The organism is Clostridium intestinale, assembly GCF_035905475.1.
GTDB lineage: Bacteria > Bacillota > Clostridia > Clostridiales > Clostridiaceae > Clostridium_T > Clostridium_T intestinale.
Genome location: NZ_CP121166.1, coordinates 685,944 through 701,219 on the forward strand (window position 1 = coordinate 685,944; position 15,276 = coordinate 701,219).

Annotated in this window: 20 protein-coding genes; 18 read left to right on the forward strand and 2 right to left on the reverse strand. The window is 29.7% G+C overall.

The features are described 5' to 3' along the window. Nucleotides 1-21: 21 nt before the first annotated feature. Nucleotides 22-762 (reverse strand): alpha/beta fold hydrolase, encoded by a 741-nt coding sequence (locus P8F83_RS03460; protein ID WP_326513475.1) that lies wholly within the window; start codon nt 760-762, stop codon nt 22-24. A 226-nt stretch (nt 763-988) separates the two neighbouring features. Between P8F83_RS03460 and P8F83_RS03465 the strand changes: the two genes are divergently transcribed. The 12 genes from P8F83_RS03465 (at nt 989) to P8F83_RS03520 (ending at nt 9,496) form a co-directional block, all read left to right on the forward strand. Further along, nucleotides 989-1,333 (forward strand): winged helix-turn-helix transcriptional regulator, encoded by a 345-nt coding sequence (locus P8F83_RS03465; protein ID WP_326513476.1) that lies wholly within the window; start codon nt 989-991, stop codon nt 1,331-1,333. Between the two features lies 1 nt (nt 1,334). Beyond that, a complete protein-coding gene (locus P8F83_RS03470) occupies nt 1,335-1,814 on the forward strand; it encodes an AAA family ATPase (RefSeq protein ID WP_326513477.1) in 480 nt (159 codons plus the stop codon). 68 nt (nt 1,815-1,882) lie between these two features. Further along, a complete protein-coding gene (locus tag P8F83_RS03475) occupies nt 1,883-3,931 on the forward strand; it encodes an HPr family phosphocarrier protein (protein WP_326513478.1) in 2,049 nt (682 codons plus the stop codon). 172 nt (nt 3,932-4,103) lie between these two features. Continuing rightward, on the forward strand, nt 4,104-5,102 hold the full coding sequence (gene dhaK / locus P8F83_RS03480; RefSeq protein WP_326513479.1) for a dihydroxyacetone kinase subunit DhaK: 999 nt from the start codon (nt 4,104-4,106) through the stop codon (nt 5,100-5,102). 28 nt (nt 5,103-5,130) lie between these two features. After that, nucleotides 5,131-5,760 carry a dihydroxyacetone kinase subunit DhaL gene (dhaL, locus tag P8F83_RS03485; protein WP_326513480.1) on the forward strand — a complete coding sequence of 210 codons (630 nt, stop codon included), beginning with the start codon at nt 5,131-5,133 and terminating at the stop codon, nt 5,758-5,760. Nucleotides 5,761-5,774: 14 nt separating this feature from the next. Next, nucleotides 5,775-6,164: a dihydroxyacetone kinase phosphoryl donor subunit DhaM gene (gene dhaM / locus P8F83_RS03490; RefSeq protein ID WP_326513481.1), complete on the forward strand. Its 390-nt coding sequence runs from the start codon at nt 5,775-5,777 to the stop codon at nt 6,162-6,164. Between the two features lie 169 nt (nt 6,165-6,333). Beyond that, the gene (locus P8F83_RS03495) at nt 6,334-6,870 is read left to right on the forward strand and encodes a VanZ family protein (protein WP_326513482.1); all 537 of its coding nucleotides are present in this window, start codon (nt 6,334-6,336) and stop codon (nt 6,868-6,870) included. A gap of 138 nt (nt 6,871-7,008) precedes the next feature. Next, complete coding sequence (locus P8F83_RS03500; RefSeq protein ID WP_326513483.1) at nt 7,009-7,683, forward strand: HD domain-containing protein; 675 nt, start codon at nt 7,009-7,011, stop codon at nt 7,681-7,683. Nucleotides 7,684-7,726: 43 nt separating this feature from the next. Beyond that, on the forward strand, nt 7,727-8,287 hold the full coding sequence (locus tag P8F83_RS03505; RefSeq protein ID WP_326513484.1) for a histidine phosphatase family protein: 561 nt from the start codon (nt 7,727-7,729) through the stop codon (nt 8,285-8,287). Between the two features lie 14 nt (nt 8,288-8,301). Then, nucleotides 8,302-8,982, forward strand: a complete 681-nt coding sequence (locus tag P8F83_RS03510) for a GNAT family N-acetyltransferase (protein WP_326513485.1) — start codon at nt 8,302-8,304, stop codon at nt 8,980-8,982. A 62-nt stretch (nt 8,983-9,044) separates the two neighbouring features. Then, the gene (locus P8F83_RS03515; protein ID WP_326513486.1) at nt 9,045-9,338 is read left to right on the forward strand and encodes a hypothetical protein; all 294 of its coding nucleotides are present in this window, start codon (nt 9,045-9,047) and stop codon (nt 9,336-9,338) included. A gap of 23 nt (nt 9,339-9,361) precedes the next feature. Further along, entirely contained in the window at nt 9,362-9,496 is a 135-nt protein-coding gene (locus P8F83_RS03520) for a hypothetical protein (RefSeq protein ID WP_326513487.1), read from the forward strand. A gap of 74 nt (nt 9,497-9,570) precedes the next feature. On the opposite strand, the gene P8F83_RS03525 is transcribed toward P8F83_RS03520, so the two are convergent. After that, nucleotides 9,571-9,885: a hypothetical protein gene (locus P8F83_RS03525; RefSeq protein ID WP_326513488.1), complete on the reverse strand. Its 315-nt coding sequence runs from the start codon at nt 9,883-9,885 to the stop codon at nt 9,571-9,573. A gap of 183 nt (nt 9,886-10,068) precedes the next feature. On the opposite strand from P8F83_RS03525, the gene P8F83_RS03530 reads away from it, so the two are divergent. The 6 genes from P8F83_RS03530 to P8F83_RS03555 all read left to right on the forward strand — a co-directional run bounded on the left by P8F83_RS03530 (nt 10,069) and on the right by P8F83_RS03555 (nt 15,242). Further along, complete coding sequence (locus P8F83_RS03530) at nt 10,069-10,737, forward strand: Type 1 glutamine amidotransferase-like domain-containing protein (RefSeq protein ID WP_326513489.1); 669 nt, start codon at nt 10,069-10,071, stop codon at nt 10,735-10,737. A gap of 10 nt (nt 10,738-10,747) precedes the next feature. Beyond that, nucleotides 10,748-10,999 (forward strand): hypothetical protein, encoded by a 252-nt coding sequence (locus P8F83_RS03535; protein WP_326513490.1) that lies wholly within the window; start codon nt 10,748-10,750, stop codon nt 10,997-10,999. A 43-nt stretch (nt 11,000-11,042) separates the two neighbouring features. Continuing rightward, nucleotides 11,043-11,426: a cupin domain-containing protein gene (locus P8F83_RS03540; protein WP_326513491.1), complete on the forward strand. Its 384-nt coding sequence runs from the start codon at nt 11,043-11,045 to the stop codon at nt 11,424-11,426. Between the two features lie 17 nt (nt 11,427-11,443). Further along, on the forward strand, nt 11,444-12,070 hold the full coding sequence (locus tag P8F83_RS03545) for a class I SAM-dependent methyltransferase (RefSeq protein WP_326513492.1): 627 nt from the start codon (nt 11,444-11,446) through the stop codon (nt 12,068-12,070). Nucleotides 12,071-12,162: 92 nt separating this feature from the next. Beyond that, complete coding sequence (locus P8F83_RS03550; protein WP_326513493.1) at nt 12,163-13,263, forward strand: NAD(P)/FAD-dependent oxidoreductase; 1,101 nt, start codon at nt 12,163-12,165, stop codon at nt 13,261-13,263. A gap of 95 nt (nt 13,264-13,358) precedes the next feature. Beyond that, entirely contained in the window at nt 13,359-15,242 is a 1,884-nt protein-coding gene (locus tag P8F83_RS03555) for a sensor histidine kinase (RefSeq protein WP_326513494.1), read from the forward strand. The last annotated feature ends 34 nt before the right edge of the window (nt 15,243-15,276 follow it).

Below are 15,276 nucleotides of genomic sequence, written 5' to 3' on the forward strand. Positions count from 1 at the left end.
TATTCAAATATTTTACAAAGCTTAATTTAGCTTATCTAATATTCCTTTAATATACTTTGTAGCTTTACCTAATTCTTCATCTAAAATCATGTGTCCACTATATTTGAAATTAATAATCTCTAATTGATTTACATTTTCTTTGTATTTTAGGATATCATCATCAGTTAGATTTGATGGAATATTAGAATCTAAATCTACACCTCTAAATAACCATACAGGGCAATTTATATCATTTAAATCATGGTAGAATTCTTTGTAGGTTGATTCATTCTCTATGCCGTTTAGTGTTTGGTTACTAATAAAATTATCTAATTTAATTCCATTATAGACCATGTTACTCCAGAACTTAGCTGCACCTTTTTCTAACTTAGAATGAATAGCAGGGTAATCAATTATAATAATACCTTTAGCCAGCTCTATATTTAATGATAAAAATCCAAGCATATAGGATACGCCTTTAGAAAACCCTAAAAACAAAGGTTTATTTATAGGTTCTTTTTGAAGGACACATTTTATATCAGATACATGATGCTTCCAATCAAAACCCGATTTTGGTGTACTGCTACCACCTCGACCACGATAGCTAAGAACAATACAATGTATTCCTGTAAGCCTTGATATTAAAGGGAGTGCTCTAATAGCGGGTTCCCATATTCCCATAGATATAACCAAAGTAGGTTTATCATTAACTTGATTACTCACATAATATTCAATTTTATTTCCATTATTAAGTACAAATTTTTTCACTAAATCTTCTTTCATAATTCATCCTTTCATCGTAAAACCATAGATTTACAGTTAATTTTGTAAAAACATAGATATAAAGTAATAGGAAAATTGTGTATAATAAATATACACCTTATTGCTGTAGAAGTCTGAAGGACTTCATTAAATCTAATAATATAGGGCGATGATATTATTAACAAGTACGCACTTTTAAGTAATGTAGTTACCAAATGTATACTTAGAAATTATATAGGAGTAAAAAATGATATTTAAAGGAATTGAATATAATTGTTCTATGGAATTGACGCTTGATATTATAGGAGGAAAGTGGAAGCCTATTATTATTTGGCATCTTGGGAAAGAAACTATGAGATTTAATGAGCTTAAACGAAAGCTTCCAAACATCACTCATAAGATGTTATCTCAACAGCTTAAAGCCCTAGAGGAAAATAATTTAATAGTTCGAAAAGTTTATACCGAAGTGCCGCCTAAGGTAGAATATTCTTTAACTGATCAAGGGAAAAGTTTATTGCCCATATTGATTACTTTATGTGAATGGGCAACGAATCATGTTGCTTCAATACAGGTTGAGGAAAGTGAGAATTGATATGAAAATATATATAATAGGCTCAGTAGCCAGCGGAAAGACAACTTTAGCAAAGAAACTTTCAAAAGAGTTAGAGGTTTCTTGGTACGAATTAGATAACATTGTACATATGAAAACAGATGATGGAGAAGTTAGAAGAACTCCAGAACAAATAGATGAAGAATTTAATAGAATTTTAGATACTGAAAAGTGGATAATTGAAGGGGTCGCTAGAAGATATTTTGATAAAGGTTTTAAGGAAGCGGACAAGATCATATTAGTTGATACACCTCCATTAAAGAGAAAGTACAGGATATTAAAAAGATGGGTCTATCAAAACATGAAGTTAGAAGAATGTCAGTACAAGCCAACCATCAAAATGCTCTTTTCCATGTACGGTTGGAGTAATGATTTCGAGAAATCTAAAGAAGATCTGATGGACAGACTTCATGGACATGAAGATAAGCTTATGATAGTACGTGATGGAAATGTTGATATTTGATAGAACAACTGAAATGAAACAAGTTAATATAAGTTCAATTTACATTTTACAGAAAGGAGCTAAAAAACTTGATAGCCTACAAAGAAATAGAAGTAAAACATGAAAAAGGACTTCATGCAAGAGTCTTAGCCATGGTAGTTTACAAAGTCAGTGAACTACAAAAGAAATATAAGGTAGAGATTTTTATAAAGTATAAGGGAAAAAAGAAGGTATCAGCGGCAAGCCTTATGCCACTTGTTTTACTTAAGGTAAAGCAAAATGAAAAGATAATTGTAGAAGCACAAGGGGAGGCCCCACAAGAGGCCCTAGATAAGATATGTAGTTTTTTAGAAAGTGATTTTGATTTAGAGGACAAGAGTACAATAAATCAGGTGGATACCATTATAAATAACAATACAATGACTTTAGAGCAAGTGTTCAGCAACATTCCTAATGGAATTATTGCAACAGATGAGAACGACATAATAACTATATTTAATGAGGAGGCAGAAAGGATACTTAATTTATCTTCAGGAGAAGTAATTGGCAAAGATGTAGATAAGGTTATATATCAAAGTAAGCTTAAGGAGATAAACAAATCTGGAAAATCAGAGCTTATGGTAAGGGAAGTTATAAATGACAGGATACTTCTTATAAATAGAACGCCAATAATGATAGATAAGATATCAAAAGGTGCATTAGCTGTCTTTAGTGATATATCAAATTTAGAAAAAGTAAAAAATGAATTAAAAACAGTTAAAGAACTTAAAGAAAGATTGCAGCTTATATTAGAAACTGTACAAGATGGAATATGTGTTATGAGTTCAGATGGGGTCATCACCTATGTGAATAGGGCCTATCTAAGAATTTTAAGCGAAAAAGAGGAAAACATACTTAATAAAAACATCAGAGATATCTCTCCAGATGGAGTAAGGAGAAGGGTTTTAGAGACAGGGAAAAGTGTAGTAGGTGCATTAAGTTATAAAGAAAATGATGTCACTATTGTTTGTAATGTTAATCCAATAATAGTTGATGGTGAGATAACAGGTGTTGTTTCTGTAATCAAAAACATCACAGAAGTTAAGCAGTTATCAGAGAAGTTAAAGAAGGCATCTGCAAAGGCTGAGTATTTAGAAGAAGAGTTATTTAGAACTAAGAAACCAGACTTAGCTTTTTCAAAATATATAGGTTACAGTGGAAAGGTACTAGATGCATTAGCTACAGCTTCAAAGGCTGCAAAGACTAACACTACAGTTTTGATAAGAGGTGAAAGTGGAACTGGTAAGGAACTTATTGCAGAAGGAATTCATTATGGAAGTAAAAATTCTAAAGGGCCTTTTGTAAGGGTCAACTGTGCTGCAATTCCTCAGAATTTATTAGAAAGTGAACTTTTTGGACATGAAAAAGGGTCCTTCACTGGTGCCATCAAAAGAAAGCTTGGAAAGTTTGAACTAGCCCAAAATGGAACCATATTTTTAGATGAAATTGGGGAAATGGATAAGAGCATGCAGGCAAAGATTCTAAGAGTAATTCAAGAAAAAGAGTTCCAAAGAGTTGGAGGAGAAGAAACCATCAAGGTTAATGTAAGAATAATAGGTGCAACACATAGAAACCTAGAAGAGATGGTAAGGACAATGGAATTTAGAGAAGATTTATACTATAGACTTAATGTTATACCTATCTTTTTACCTCCACTTAGAGAAAGAAGACAAGACATAGCACCATTACTTGAGCATTTTATAAATAAGATAAGTAAGAACATAGGCAAAAGTATAAGTTTAGTCAAAAATGATGCTATGGAGGCCCTACTTAATTATTCTTGGCCAGGAAATGTAAGAGAGTTAGAGAATCTAGTTGAAAGATTAGTTGCTTTAAATGAAAATCAGGTGATAGACCTTGATGATTTACCTTCCTACATGAGACAAGAGAGGCCCATGAAACATGAAAAGGCCCATGTAACATCAATAATTGAAGATGATATACTTCCTTTAAAAGAATATGAAAAAATCATAATTGAAAAAGCTCTAAAAAGGTACGGTAGTTACAATGCAGCAGGAAAGGTGTTAGGATTAACTCATAAAACAGTAGCTGCTAAAGCAAGGCAATATGGAATAGAAAAAAAGATAAGTTGGGAATAAGTATCAGGGTAAAAAGGAACAACTTGATATTTATTCCCAACTATAACTTAAACATATTTGTAAACATTTACTGAATAATGAAGATTAACAATGATTGGTTATTATTGGCTTGAGTTTTGCTATATATATTATTGGGGCAATTAATTTATATATTTAAGGGAGGAAGAGGTTTATGAAAAAGATAATAAATAATCCAGAATTAGTAGTTGAGGATATGTTAGCAGGAATGATAGCTGCTCATCCGGATTATGTGAGAAAGCTAGAGAATGCAACAGTGCTAGTAAGAGCAAATTCACCAGTTCAAGGAAAGGTAGCTTTAGTTAGCGGTGGAGGAAGTGGACATGAACCATCTCATGGTGGATATGTTGGAAAAGGAATGCTTGATGGAGCAGTTGCAGGAGCAGTATTTACATCACCAACTCCAGACCAAGTATATGAAGCTATAAAAGCTGTTGATTCAGGAAATGGTGTGCTTCTAGTTATCAAAAACTACACTGGAGATGTAATGAATTTTGAAATGGCAAAAGATATGGCTGAGATGGAAGGAATACAAGTAAGCACTGTAGTTGTAAATGATGACGTTGCAGTAGAGAATAGTACTTACACAGCAGGAAGAAGAGGAATTGCAGGTACAGTATTTATACACAAATTAGCAGGAGCAAAGGCTGAAACTGGAGCAAGCTTAGAAGAAGTTACAAGAGTTGCTGAAAAGGTAATTGATAATGTAAGAAGTATGGGTATGTCTATATCCTCTTGTATAGTTCCAGCAGCAGGAAAACCAAACTTTACTTTAGCTGAAAATGAAATAGAAATAGGTATGGGTATTCATGGAGAACCAGGCACTCATAGAGAAGAAATAAAAACATCAGATGAAATCACAGAACATCTAGTTAATAAGATTTTAGATGACATGCACCTAGAAGATGGTACAGAAGTTGCAGTAATGGTAAATGGACTATGTTCAACTCCTCTTATGGAACTTTATATAGTAAATAAGAAGGTTAATGAAATGCTAACTGAAAAAGGAATCAAGATTCATAAAACATTTGTAGGTGAATTTATGACATCTCTTGAAATGGCAGGATTCTCTGTAACCATATTAAAACTTGATGATGAACTAAAAGAATTATTAGATGCACCTGCTGATACTCCAGCTTTAAGGGTACTTTAATTACAATACAATCTATGGGGGAGATAACATGAGTATAAACGGCAAAAAAGTTATAGAAATATTAACACAAATAGCAGTAAAAATAGATGAAAATAAAGGGTATCTTTCAGAACTAGATGCAACCATAGGGGATGGGGATCATGGTATAAACATGAGCAAGGGCTTCAAGGCTGTAACTGAAAAGTTAAAGGAGGATAATGGCGTAGATATAGCAGGAATTCTAAAGAAAACAGGAATGGCTTTAGTATCCACTGTTGGAGGTGCATCGGGCCCTTTATATGGAACAGCTTTTATGAAATCATCCATGAGTGTAAATGGAAAAACAGAAATAGATATCAAAGATTTTTCAAACATGCTTAAAGATGCTCTTGACGGAATTAAGATGAGAGGTAAGGCTACGGAAGGGGAAAAGACAATGATAGATGCTCTAGAACCGGCACTAGAAGCTATAAATAAAGGAATAGAGCAAGGATTAGAATCTAAAGAAATATTAAAACTTGCTAAAGAAGCTGCTTATAATGGAGTAGAATATACTAAAACTATAATAGCTACAAAAGGAAGGGCAAGCTATTTAGGTGAAAGAAGTATAGGACATCAAGATGCAGGAGCAACTTCATCTGCAATAATACTAAAAACAATATATGAAGCTATTGAATAATAAGGAGAGTAGTCATGGTAGGAATAGTAATAACTTCACACAGTAAAAACATAGCAGAAGGCGTAAAAGAACTAGCTCAGCAAATGGCACCAGAAGTTCCTATAGCTGCATCTGGAGGAACCTCTGATGGAAGAATAGGCACAGATTTTATGAAAATAATGAATGCAATAGAAAGTGTTTACTCAGAAGATGGAGTAGTTCTCATATTTGATTTGGGAAGTGCCTTTATGAATGCAGAAATGGCAATCGAGATGATGGATGAAGAAAAAGCAAAGAAAATAAAAATAGTAGATTGCCCAATAGTTGAAGGAGCTGTAACTTCAGCTGTAGAAAGTAGTATAGGAAAGTCAATAGAAGAAATAGAAGAGGCATTAAAACCTATGAACCTAGGGAAAATGCCATAAAATAAACCGCAAATAGTTTAATACTGTTTGCGTTTTTTTTGCTATTAATTTATTAGTCATCATCTTTTATTAATAATTTCTTTATGTTTTTTAAGATTTATTTAGAAGCCTCTTAAGAATTTACTGATAAGATTATCAACAGACAGTTAAATATTTAGGAGGGAAAATAATGGAAATTAGTAATAGAAAAGCTGGTATAAAGTTAACTAAGATATTGTTTATAATTTATTTAATTGCATTATTTTGGATTATAGTATTTAAATTTAATATACACTTACCTTCTTTGAGAAATATGAGAAGTATAAATTTAATTCCATTCAGTGAACCTCTAATCTTAAATGGTAGACTTGCCTTTGGTGAAATGATTATGAATGTAGTAATTTTTATACCACTTGGAGTATATGCGGGAATTTTATTTAAAAGATGGGGTATTTGGAGAAGAATTATCTTGTTTTTCTTAATTAGCTTAGTATGTGAAATATCCCAATATATTTTGAATATAGGGGCTTCTGACATTACAGATATAATTAATAATACTCTAGGCGGAATAATTGGATTAATCATATATAAAATCATTGAAAAACTATTTAAAAATGGTGTTAAAGTTGAAAGATTTATAAATATAATTGCATCAATAGGAACTGTTTTAATGATTTTATTTTTATCATTACTGAAGATAAATAACATATGGCTATTTAGGCATTAATACTTTGTGTTGGGATAATATGTTATAATTGATTTAAATAAGTATGGTTAATTAATGGAGAAGTAGTTTGTTATGAATTAATAGAAATAAAACGTTAAGACATAACTTTCATTATACTATTTAAAAAGGAGAAAAAAGATGAACACAGAACAAAAACACAAAAAGATTATAGAGATAGTTAAAGATAAATTAACTTGTTCAGCACATAACTTAGATCACGTATTTAGGGTTTATAACCTTTGTTTACTTATAGCTAAACATGAGGAAAATGTTGATTTAGATATTTTGATTCCATCGGCATTGTTACATGATATTGCTAGAGTAGAAGAAAGCAATGATAAAACAGGAACAGTAGATCATGCAGTTTTAGGTAGTGAACAAGCAGAAGAAATATTAAAACAATTAGGTTATGATGAAGAAAAAATTCAAAAAATAAAACATTGTATTAAGACCCATAGATTTAGGACAGGTAATGTACCAGAAACTATAGAAGCTAAAATTCTATTTGATTCAGATAAATTAGATGCAATAGGAGCTACTGGAATAGCTAGAAGTTTTATGTTATCAGGACAATTTGGACAAAGGTTAGCATTTGATAGTTCAATTGATGATTATTTAAAGGAAAATACAGCTGAAAATGGAAGAGTGAAGGACATGTCTAAACATTCTCCACTAATTGAATATGAAGTAAAGCTTAAAAAGATTCCAAACAAACTATTTACAGATAAAGCTATAGAAATAGGAAAAGAAAGAATTAAAATTATGGAAGCTTATTTTGATAATCTGAAATTAGAGTTAAAGGGACTTAAGTAGAATGGTTATGATGGGAAAAGAGTTATAGATTATGGGAGGAAATATGAATAAGGTTTATTTTGTGAGACATGCTAAACCAGATTTTTCAGTTAAAGATGATTTAATAAGACCACTTACGAAAGAGGGAATTAATGATTCTAAAAAGGTAACTGAGTTTTTGATGGATAAGAATATAACAAAAATATATTCAAGTCCATACAAAAGAGCAATAGATACAATAAAGGACTTTTCAGAAAAATTCAAATTAGATATTAATGTTATAGATGATTTTAGAGAGCGAAAAATAGATAGTATGTGGATTGATGATTTTGTAAGTTTTTCTAAAAATCAATGGAAGGACTTTAATTATAAACTTTATAATGGCGAAAGTTTAGGAGAAACTCAAATAAGAAATATAAAAGCTCTTATAAACATATTAAAAGAAAATCAAGAAGGAAATATTGTGGTAGGGTCCCACGGAACTGCATTAAGTACTGTAATAAACTACTTTAAAAAAGATTTTGGATACTACGAGTTTGAAAGAATAAGAGATATAATGCCTCTTATAGTTTGTCTCACCTTTGAGGGACAAGATATTATAGATATAGAAGAGTTTACTTTATAAAAGAGGATTAAAAAATGATTAAATACTTAATGGAAAATCGACTATTACATATAGGAATGCTTGAAGTAATTAATAGAAATTCAGCAGAAATATTATATTCTGAGGATGATGGAGTGTTATTAAAAGAAAAGATAAGCGGAGCATATATGCTTTCAGTTGAGAGTTTCTATAAAGGAAAAAGTTTAATAGATGAGTTAAATGAAGGTAATCTATTTTTAGTTCATCAAGAATTTATGACAGATTATATTATTAAAAAGTTTAACTTAGCGCATAAGCTTGAATGTTTTCAAGCTTCCTACATGGGCAAAAATAAACTTAAAGTGAAATCTGAACTTGAAATAAGACCTTTAAATATAAATCAAAAAGAAGTTATTTTAGAGAATTATAATAAACTATCTGAAGAAGAAATAGATATTTTATTAAATACTGAAAGTTTATTTGGAGGTTATAAAGAAGATAAGCTTGTAGGATTTATAGGTAATCATCTAGAAGGCAGTATAGGACTTTTAGAGGTTTTTCCAGCTTATAGAAGGCTTGGCTACGGGGAAACACTTGAATGCTACATGGTAAATCATATGCTTGAACAAGGTAGGGTACCTTTTGGACATATAGAGATAGATAATGATAAATCCATAGCACTACAAAAGAAGCTTGGATTTACTTTATCAGAAGATAAGCTTTATTGGTTATTCTAATATTTAGATTTATTAGAAGATGCCAATTATATAAAACAGTTAAGTTTCAGGAGGTGATTCTAATGAGATTACTTGGTAGTTTGTTTTTTATATGTGTAGGTGTAGTACTTCTTATTATTAGTTTTAATACCTACAAAAAGAGAAATGAATATAATAAAGGTACTGTTAAGTTAGGTGAGAGAGAAAAATTTAGAATAGGATTGTCTGTAGTTGAGAGTATGATAATTATAGTAATAGGATTAAATTCATTAGTAGTTAATATTGATTTTCAGTTAATTATTCTAGTTTTTTGTGTAACTGGGCTTGTAGATATTATAATAAGTCGTAAACTAGAGAAAAAGATAAGTGAAGAATAACTGTAAGTTATATAAAAAGATATATGATTAATGACAAAGATAGGTTTAAAGAAATATTTAAGAATGTAGAGGTATCTAAATTAATGTTTAAGATATCAGATAATTTTGAAGATAAAGAATATATTAGTAAGCTTCAAGAGTTATTTAATAATTATTGATTTAAACACTATTACTAAAGTAATGGTGTTTTTTAATTTCAGATATCTTAAAAGACACGTAATCTAGGTGCCTTTTAAGATAGGTATACTTCACCATTACCTACAATGACAAGCCTATAATCAGCTTTTAATGGAGCTAAATTATACTTATCTGACCTTGGAGGTAGCTGAAAAGCCTGAATTCCAACTTGATTTTCATTAAAAACTATAACGTAGATATTTTCGTTTGAAATGTTTTGAATAAAGTACTTATTATCAGGAGCTGGATTAAAGTCAGATAACTTATAAACCCCTTCTTTAAATGTATTAGGAGAGGCGTTAGATATAATAAAGTTTAAATTTACAAATATAAATAAGGTTATTAAAAATGAATAGATAAATTTTTTCATATGAGTGCACTCCTTTCAAGCTTAGTGTGATTAAATGAATAGTTAAATATACCTTTTAAAGCAATAAATAATTTAAAGGAAAGTTTTATGGATAATTACTGTTTTATTGCTTAAAATTAACAGGTAAATTGTGTATAATATTTATAGGATAAAAAATATGCAAAAATAAGGAGATGATATATAGTGATAAATATATTATTAAGTGGCTATAATTTTGGGGAAGAATGGGCAAAAGAAACGATTAAAAAGTACATAAGCTCAGAAGATAAAATTGTAGTTATTCCTTTTGCATTTAGTGAAGCGTGGATAAATAATTCTAACGAATGGGACAATGCTTATAGTAGAGAGTATGGTAAGTATTATAGAGAACTAATTAAACCATTTGGAGAGATTGGAGTAAGTGAAGATAACATTACATGGATTAATTTTTTTAAAGATAAAAAAGAGGATATGAAAAAAGCTATTGATGAGAGTGATGTTGTATTTTTTACAGGAGGGCTGCCTGATAGAGCTGTTGAGCGTGTATTAGATAAAGGACTACTTAATTATATTTCTAAAGCTAAAATAGTAATGGGTGCAAGTGCAGGCGCTTTAATGCAGCTAAAGGATTATCATATATCACCTGATGAAGATTATTCAGAATTTAGTTATCAATCTGGATTAGGTTTAATAAAGAGTAATTTTTATATTGAGGTGCATTATGAAGATACAGAAGTTCAATATAGTTGCATAAAGAAGGTTTTAAAAGAAAAGACTGATACAGTTTATGCTATAAAAGAACAAGGTGGAATTATTTTAGATGATGACAAGCTTATATTACTGGGAGACGTAACTACCTATCAAAATAATTAGGAGGTTAATTATGATTAAAGCAAAAAAAGTTATTATCACTTTTATTATTTCATTTATAGTTTCTTATTTGATAGTAGGATATGCTGCAAATAGTATGTTTGTAGGTATAAAGTGGGTAGAAGATATCACTATTTGGGGGAAGCTTAAAGAGTATTATGTGAGAACTGCTTCTTTTAATACATTACCTACATTAATATTGTCTATAATAGCTACTTGTATTATTAATTATCCCTACAATAGAACTAACGAGAATATAGTTTAAAACTGAATGTTGAATAACCTTTAGGGAATAAAAGGAGTTTAGTATGGAGTTAGATATTTTTACAAAGTTAGATGGAATTTCAGTAACTAAAGAAAATAAAACTAATGTAGACTATTTTATTTTTGATGAATTTGAGATTCACTTAAATAAAATTCCTCCAAATACAAAACAAGAATGGCATAAACATAAGACCATAGAGGAAGTATTAGTTGTAACTAAGGGGGAACTTATAGTTAGATGGAAAGAAAATGAGTCAATAGAGACAACAACTGTATTTAAAGATAATATAGTAAGGGTAAAAAAATCTATTCATACTATTGAAAATCATACTGATGAATGGGCTGAGTTTACTGTGTTTAGAATGGTACCATCAGGTGAAGACAAGAGAGAGATAATAAAGAGAGATAAAGTAATCATAGATATTTAGATTAAGGAGAAAGATAATTGAAAAATCCTTGGGAAAAAATAGATTTAGAAGTTTATGAAAAGCATATGTCTCATGACAATGTATATCAACTGCAAAAATTAAATGAAATTATGAAAGAACAGTTTCAAGATAATAAACATGAAAATGTTGGAGTTCTTGGAGTAGCAGGGGGAAATGGACTTAATAATATAGATATTTCCAATGTCAGAAAAGTTTTCGCCATAGATGTTAATAGAGAATATCTTAATGTTTGTAGAGAAAGATATGATTATATGGGAGAGATACTGGAAACTATTTGTAGAGACATAAATGACAAGGAATTTAGTTTTCCAAAAACAGATTTGATTGTGTGTAATCTTATTATTGAATATATTGGGGAAGAACAGTTTGTAGCTATTGTTGAGAGAAATAAGGAAAATATAAAATTGATATCTTGTGTCATTCAAGATAATGAGAAAAATTCTTTTGTAAGCGACTCAGAATATTCTTCACATTTTACACCTATAACATCAATAAATCATGACATAAATGATAATAAACTTAAAAATTTGTTTGCTAAGATAGGTTTTAATTGTATTAAGATTAAAAGCTACAATCTTCCTAATAATAAAAGTTTCATTAGAATGGATTTCAAGAAAGTATAGTGTTATTGATAACAAAATATTTAATATATATCAAACACCTCCCATGTATAGTGGTATTAAAAAATACACAGTATACATGAGAGGTGTTTTTTATGAAAGTAGCAATTATGGGAGCTGGAATATCAGGTTTATCTTGTGCTATAACTTTAGAGAAAAATGGAATAGAGCCAGTGATCTTTGAGAAAAGGTCTAGAGTTGGAGACCGATTTATTAATGCTGAGGCAATGTTTAGTATTTTAAATAGACCAGCTAAAGATTGTTTAAAGTTAATAGATGAAGATTATGGAATTCATTTAAGGCCTATAGATGAGGTTAATAAGTTGTTTATTCACTCAAAAACCGAAGTGTCAAGTATAAATGGAAATATAGGATATACAAATATTAGAGGAAGACATGATGATTCTTATGAGCATCAGTTAGAAAAACAAATAAAAAGTAAAATAAATTTTAATTCCAAGGAAAGCTATGAAGACCTTTGTAGAACTTTTGATTATGTAGTTTTAGCAACAGGAGATGGAGCTTATGCATCAAGTATTGGAAACTATAGAGCAGATCTTACCTGTACTATCAAAGGTGCAATAGTAGAAGGTGATTTTCAAAAAGATAGTTGTAATGTATGGTTTAACTATGAAATTATACCTAAGGGATACGCATGGCTTATACCTTTTAATGAAAAAGAAGGAAATCTAGTGATTGCTTTTCCTGAGTATCCCACTAACATAAAATTATCTATTAAAGATACGTGGGAAAAGTTTTATGGCTTAGCTTGTAAGGGTTTGCAACAGAATTTTAAGATAACTGATAGCTTTGAGGTTAATAATTATATTATGGGAATATGTAATAAACCATGTATAGAAAATACTTATTTTGTAGGGAATTGTTTTGGAGCTATATCTCCTGGATTCGGGTTTGGTCAATTTGTATCAATTTTAACAGGTATATATGCTGCCTATGATATATGTGGCTTAGGTGATTATGAAAAACTCACAAAACCATTATTTGACAACTATAACAGCTCATTGGTTTTAAGAAAAAGCTTAGAGAAACTAGATGATAATAAGCTTGACAACATAATTAGATCTATAGACAGCAAGTTATTAGATAAAGCTATAGATAAAATGTTTAGCAATGATAAAAGTATGGATTTGTTAGGGTTACTTACTCCATTTATGAAAATTAATAATAAGAGGTAAGGTATTAAAAGGGTATTAAAGATGTTATAATTAAAAAGATTATAAGGCGATTTATAGTAATAATTCCATTTCGTGAGAGAGGTAGGAAAAGTAGTATGAAGAAAATGTCTATAAGATTTAAACTTATGATATTAACATTAATACCCTTAATACCCTTCACCATTCTTCAAACTATAGGAATAAAAAATAACTTCAATAGAAGCATAGAGCAGAAATTTGAAGAAAGTGAAGAGTTAGGCAGATCGATATCTAAATCATTTGTTAATTATATAGAAGAATTATGGTTTCAAGAATTGATTATAAGTAAACATATAGTTGAATATGAAGATAAAATAGATGATATTCAAGCATATTTAGATAAAGTATTAGATACTGATGAAACTACTATGGAAAGATTGTCTTTTATAAATACTAATGGGGTTATAATTGCAAGTACTACTAAAGAGCTTGTCGGAAAATCAGTAGTTAATCAAGATCACTATGAAAGAATAAAAGCTGGAGAAGATAAAGTTTTAACTAATCTTGTTAAAGAATATAATGGTGGATCAGTTGTATTTCCTGTATCTAGAGCAGTTAAAAAGGATGGACAACTTATGGGGGTAGTAGCAGGTGTTATAGATGTTAATAAATTTGTATCAAAAATGCCTGATTTTAAGAAAAATGAGGGTGATATTTTTTCATTAATTGATGGAAATGGCTATAGAGTGTATTATAGTGCAAATTTAAATATGTCCTTTGAGGAAAGATTAAGTCCAAAGGATGCTCCTACATGGGAGGCACTAAAGGGAGAGGAAGTAAGAATTTACAAACGGAAATCTTCTTTTGATGGTAGTTATAGAATGGGCATAGATTATCCTATTAAAGAATTTGGATGGGATATTATGATAAATTCAAAACGTAGTGTAGTTTTGAAAGACGCCTATATACAAGTTATAGAATCTATAATTACTCTTATAATTATAATAATAACAGCACTAATAGCTTCTTATATATTTGGCAAAAGAATTGTTGATCCTTTAATGTTGTTAAAGAGAAAAACAGATGAATTAAAAAATGGTGATTATAGTGTTAGAACTAATATTAAGGGTGAAGATGAGATTTCATCTATGGCTGAAGCTTTTGATCACATGGCACAAAGCATACAAGAGTATGACAATATGAAAGGGCAGTTTTTTGCTAATCTGTCCCATGAACTTAAAACACCTATAAATGTTATATATTCAAGTACCCAGCTAATAGATAGTATCAAGAACTCAAAGGATTTAAATAAGTTTAAAGAAAAAACTATAAAATATATGATAGGAATAAAGCAAAATAGTTTTAGGCTTATGAAACTAGTAGATAATATGATTGATGCAACAAGATTTGAAAATGGATATATAAAAATGTCTTGTAGGAGTACAAATATAATAGGTGTAATAGAAGATATAAGTTTATCTGTTGTTAGATATGCAGAACAAAAAGGAATAAAGATTATTTTTGATACTGATATAGAGGAAAAAGAAACTTTCTGTGACCCATATATGATAGAGAGAATAATATTAAATATCATATCTAATGCTCTTAAGTTTACTGATGAGGGTGGGTACATATATATAAATGTTGAGGACCATGAAAACAAGATAATAGTATCAATAAGAGATACAGGTATAGGTATACCAAAAGATAAGCTAGAAGAGATATTTGATAGATTTAGACAAGTAGATACATCTTTAAATAGAAATCATGAGGGTAGTGGATTAGGGTTATCAATAGTAAAATCATTAGTTGAAGCCCATGGCGGAAATATAAATGTAAAAAGTCAGTTAGATGATGGTACAGAATTTATAATAGAATTACCAATAGTTAATGCTCCCAAAGATTATATTAAAAATAAACAAGAGGTTTTAAATAGTGAAAGCAACACAATTCATAAGATAGAAATTGAGTTTTCAGATATTTATTCAATACAATTTGATGATTTTAAAGATGATAATTGATGGTACATCAAATGAAAAAGATTAGGTCACATAA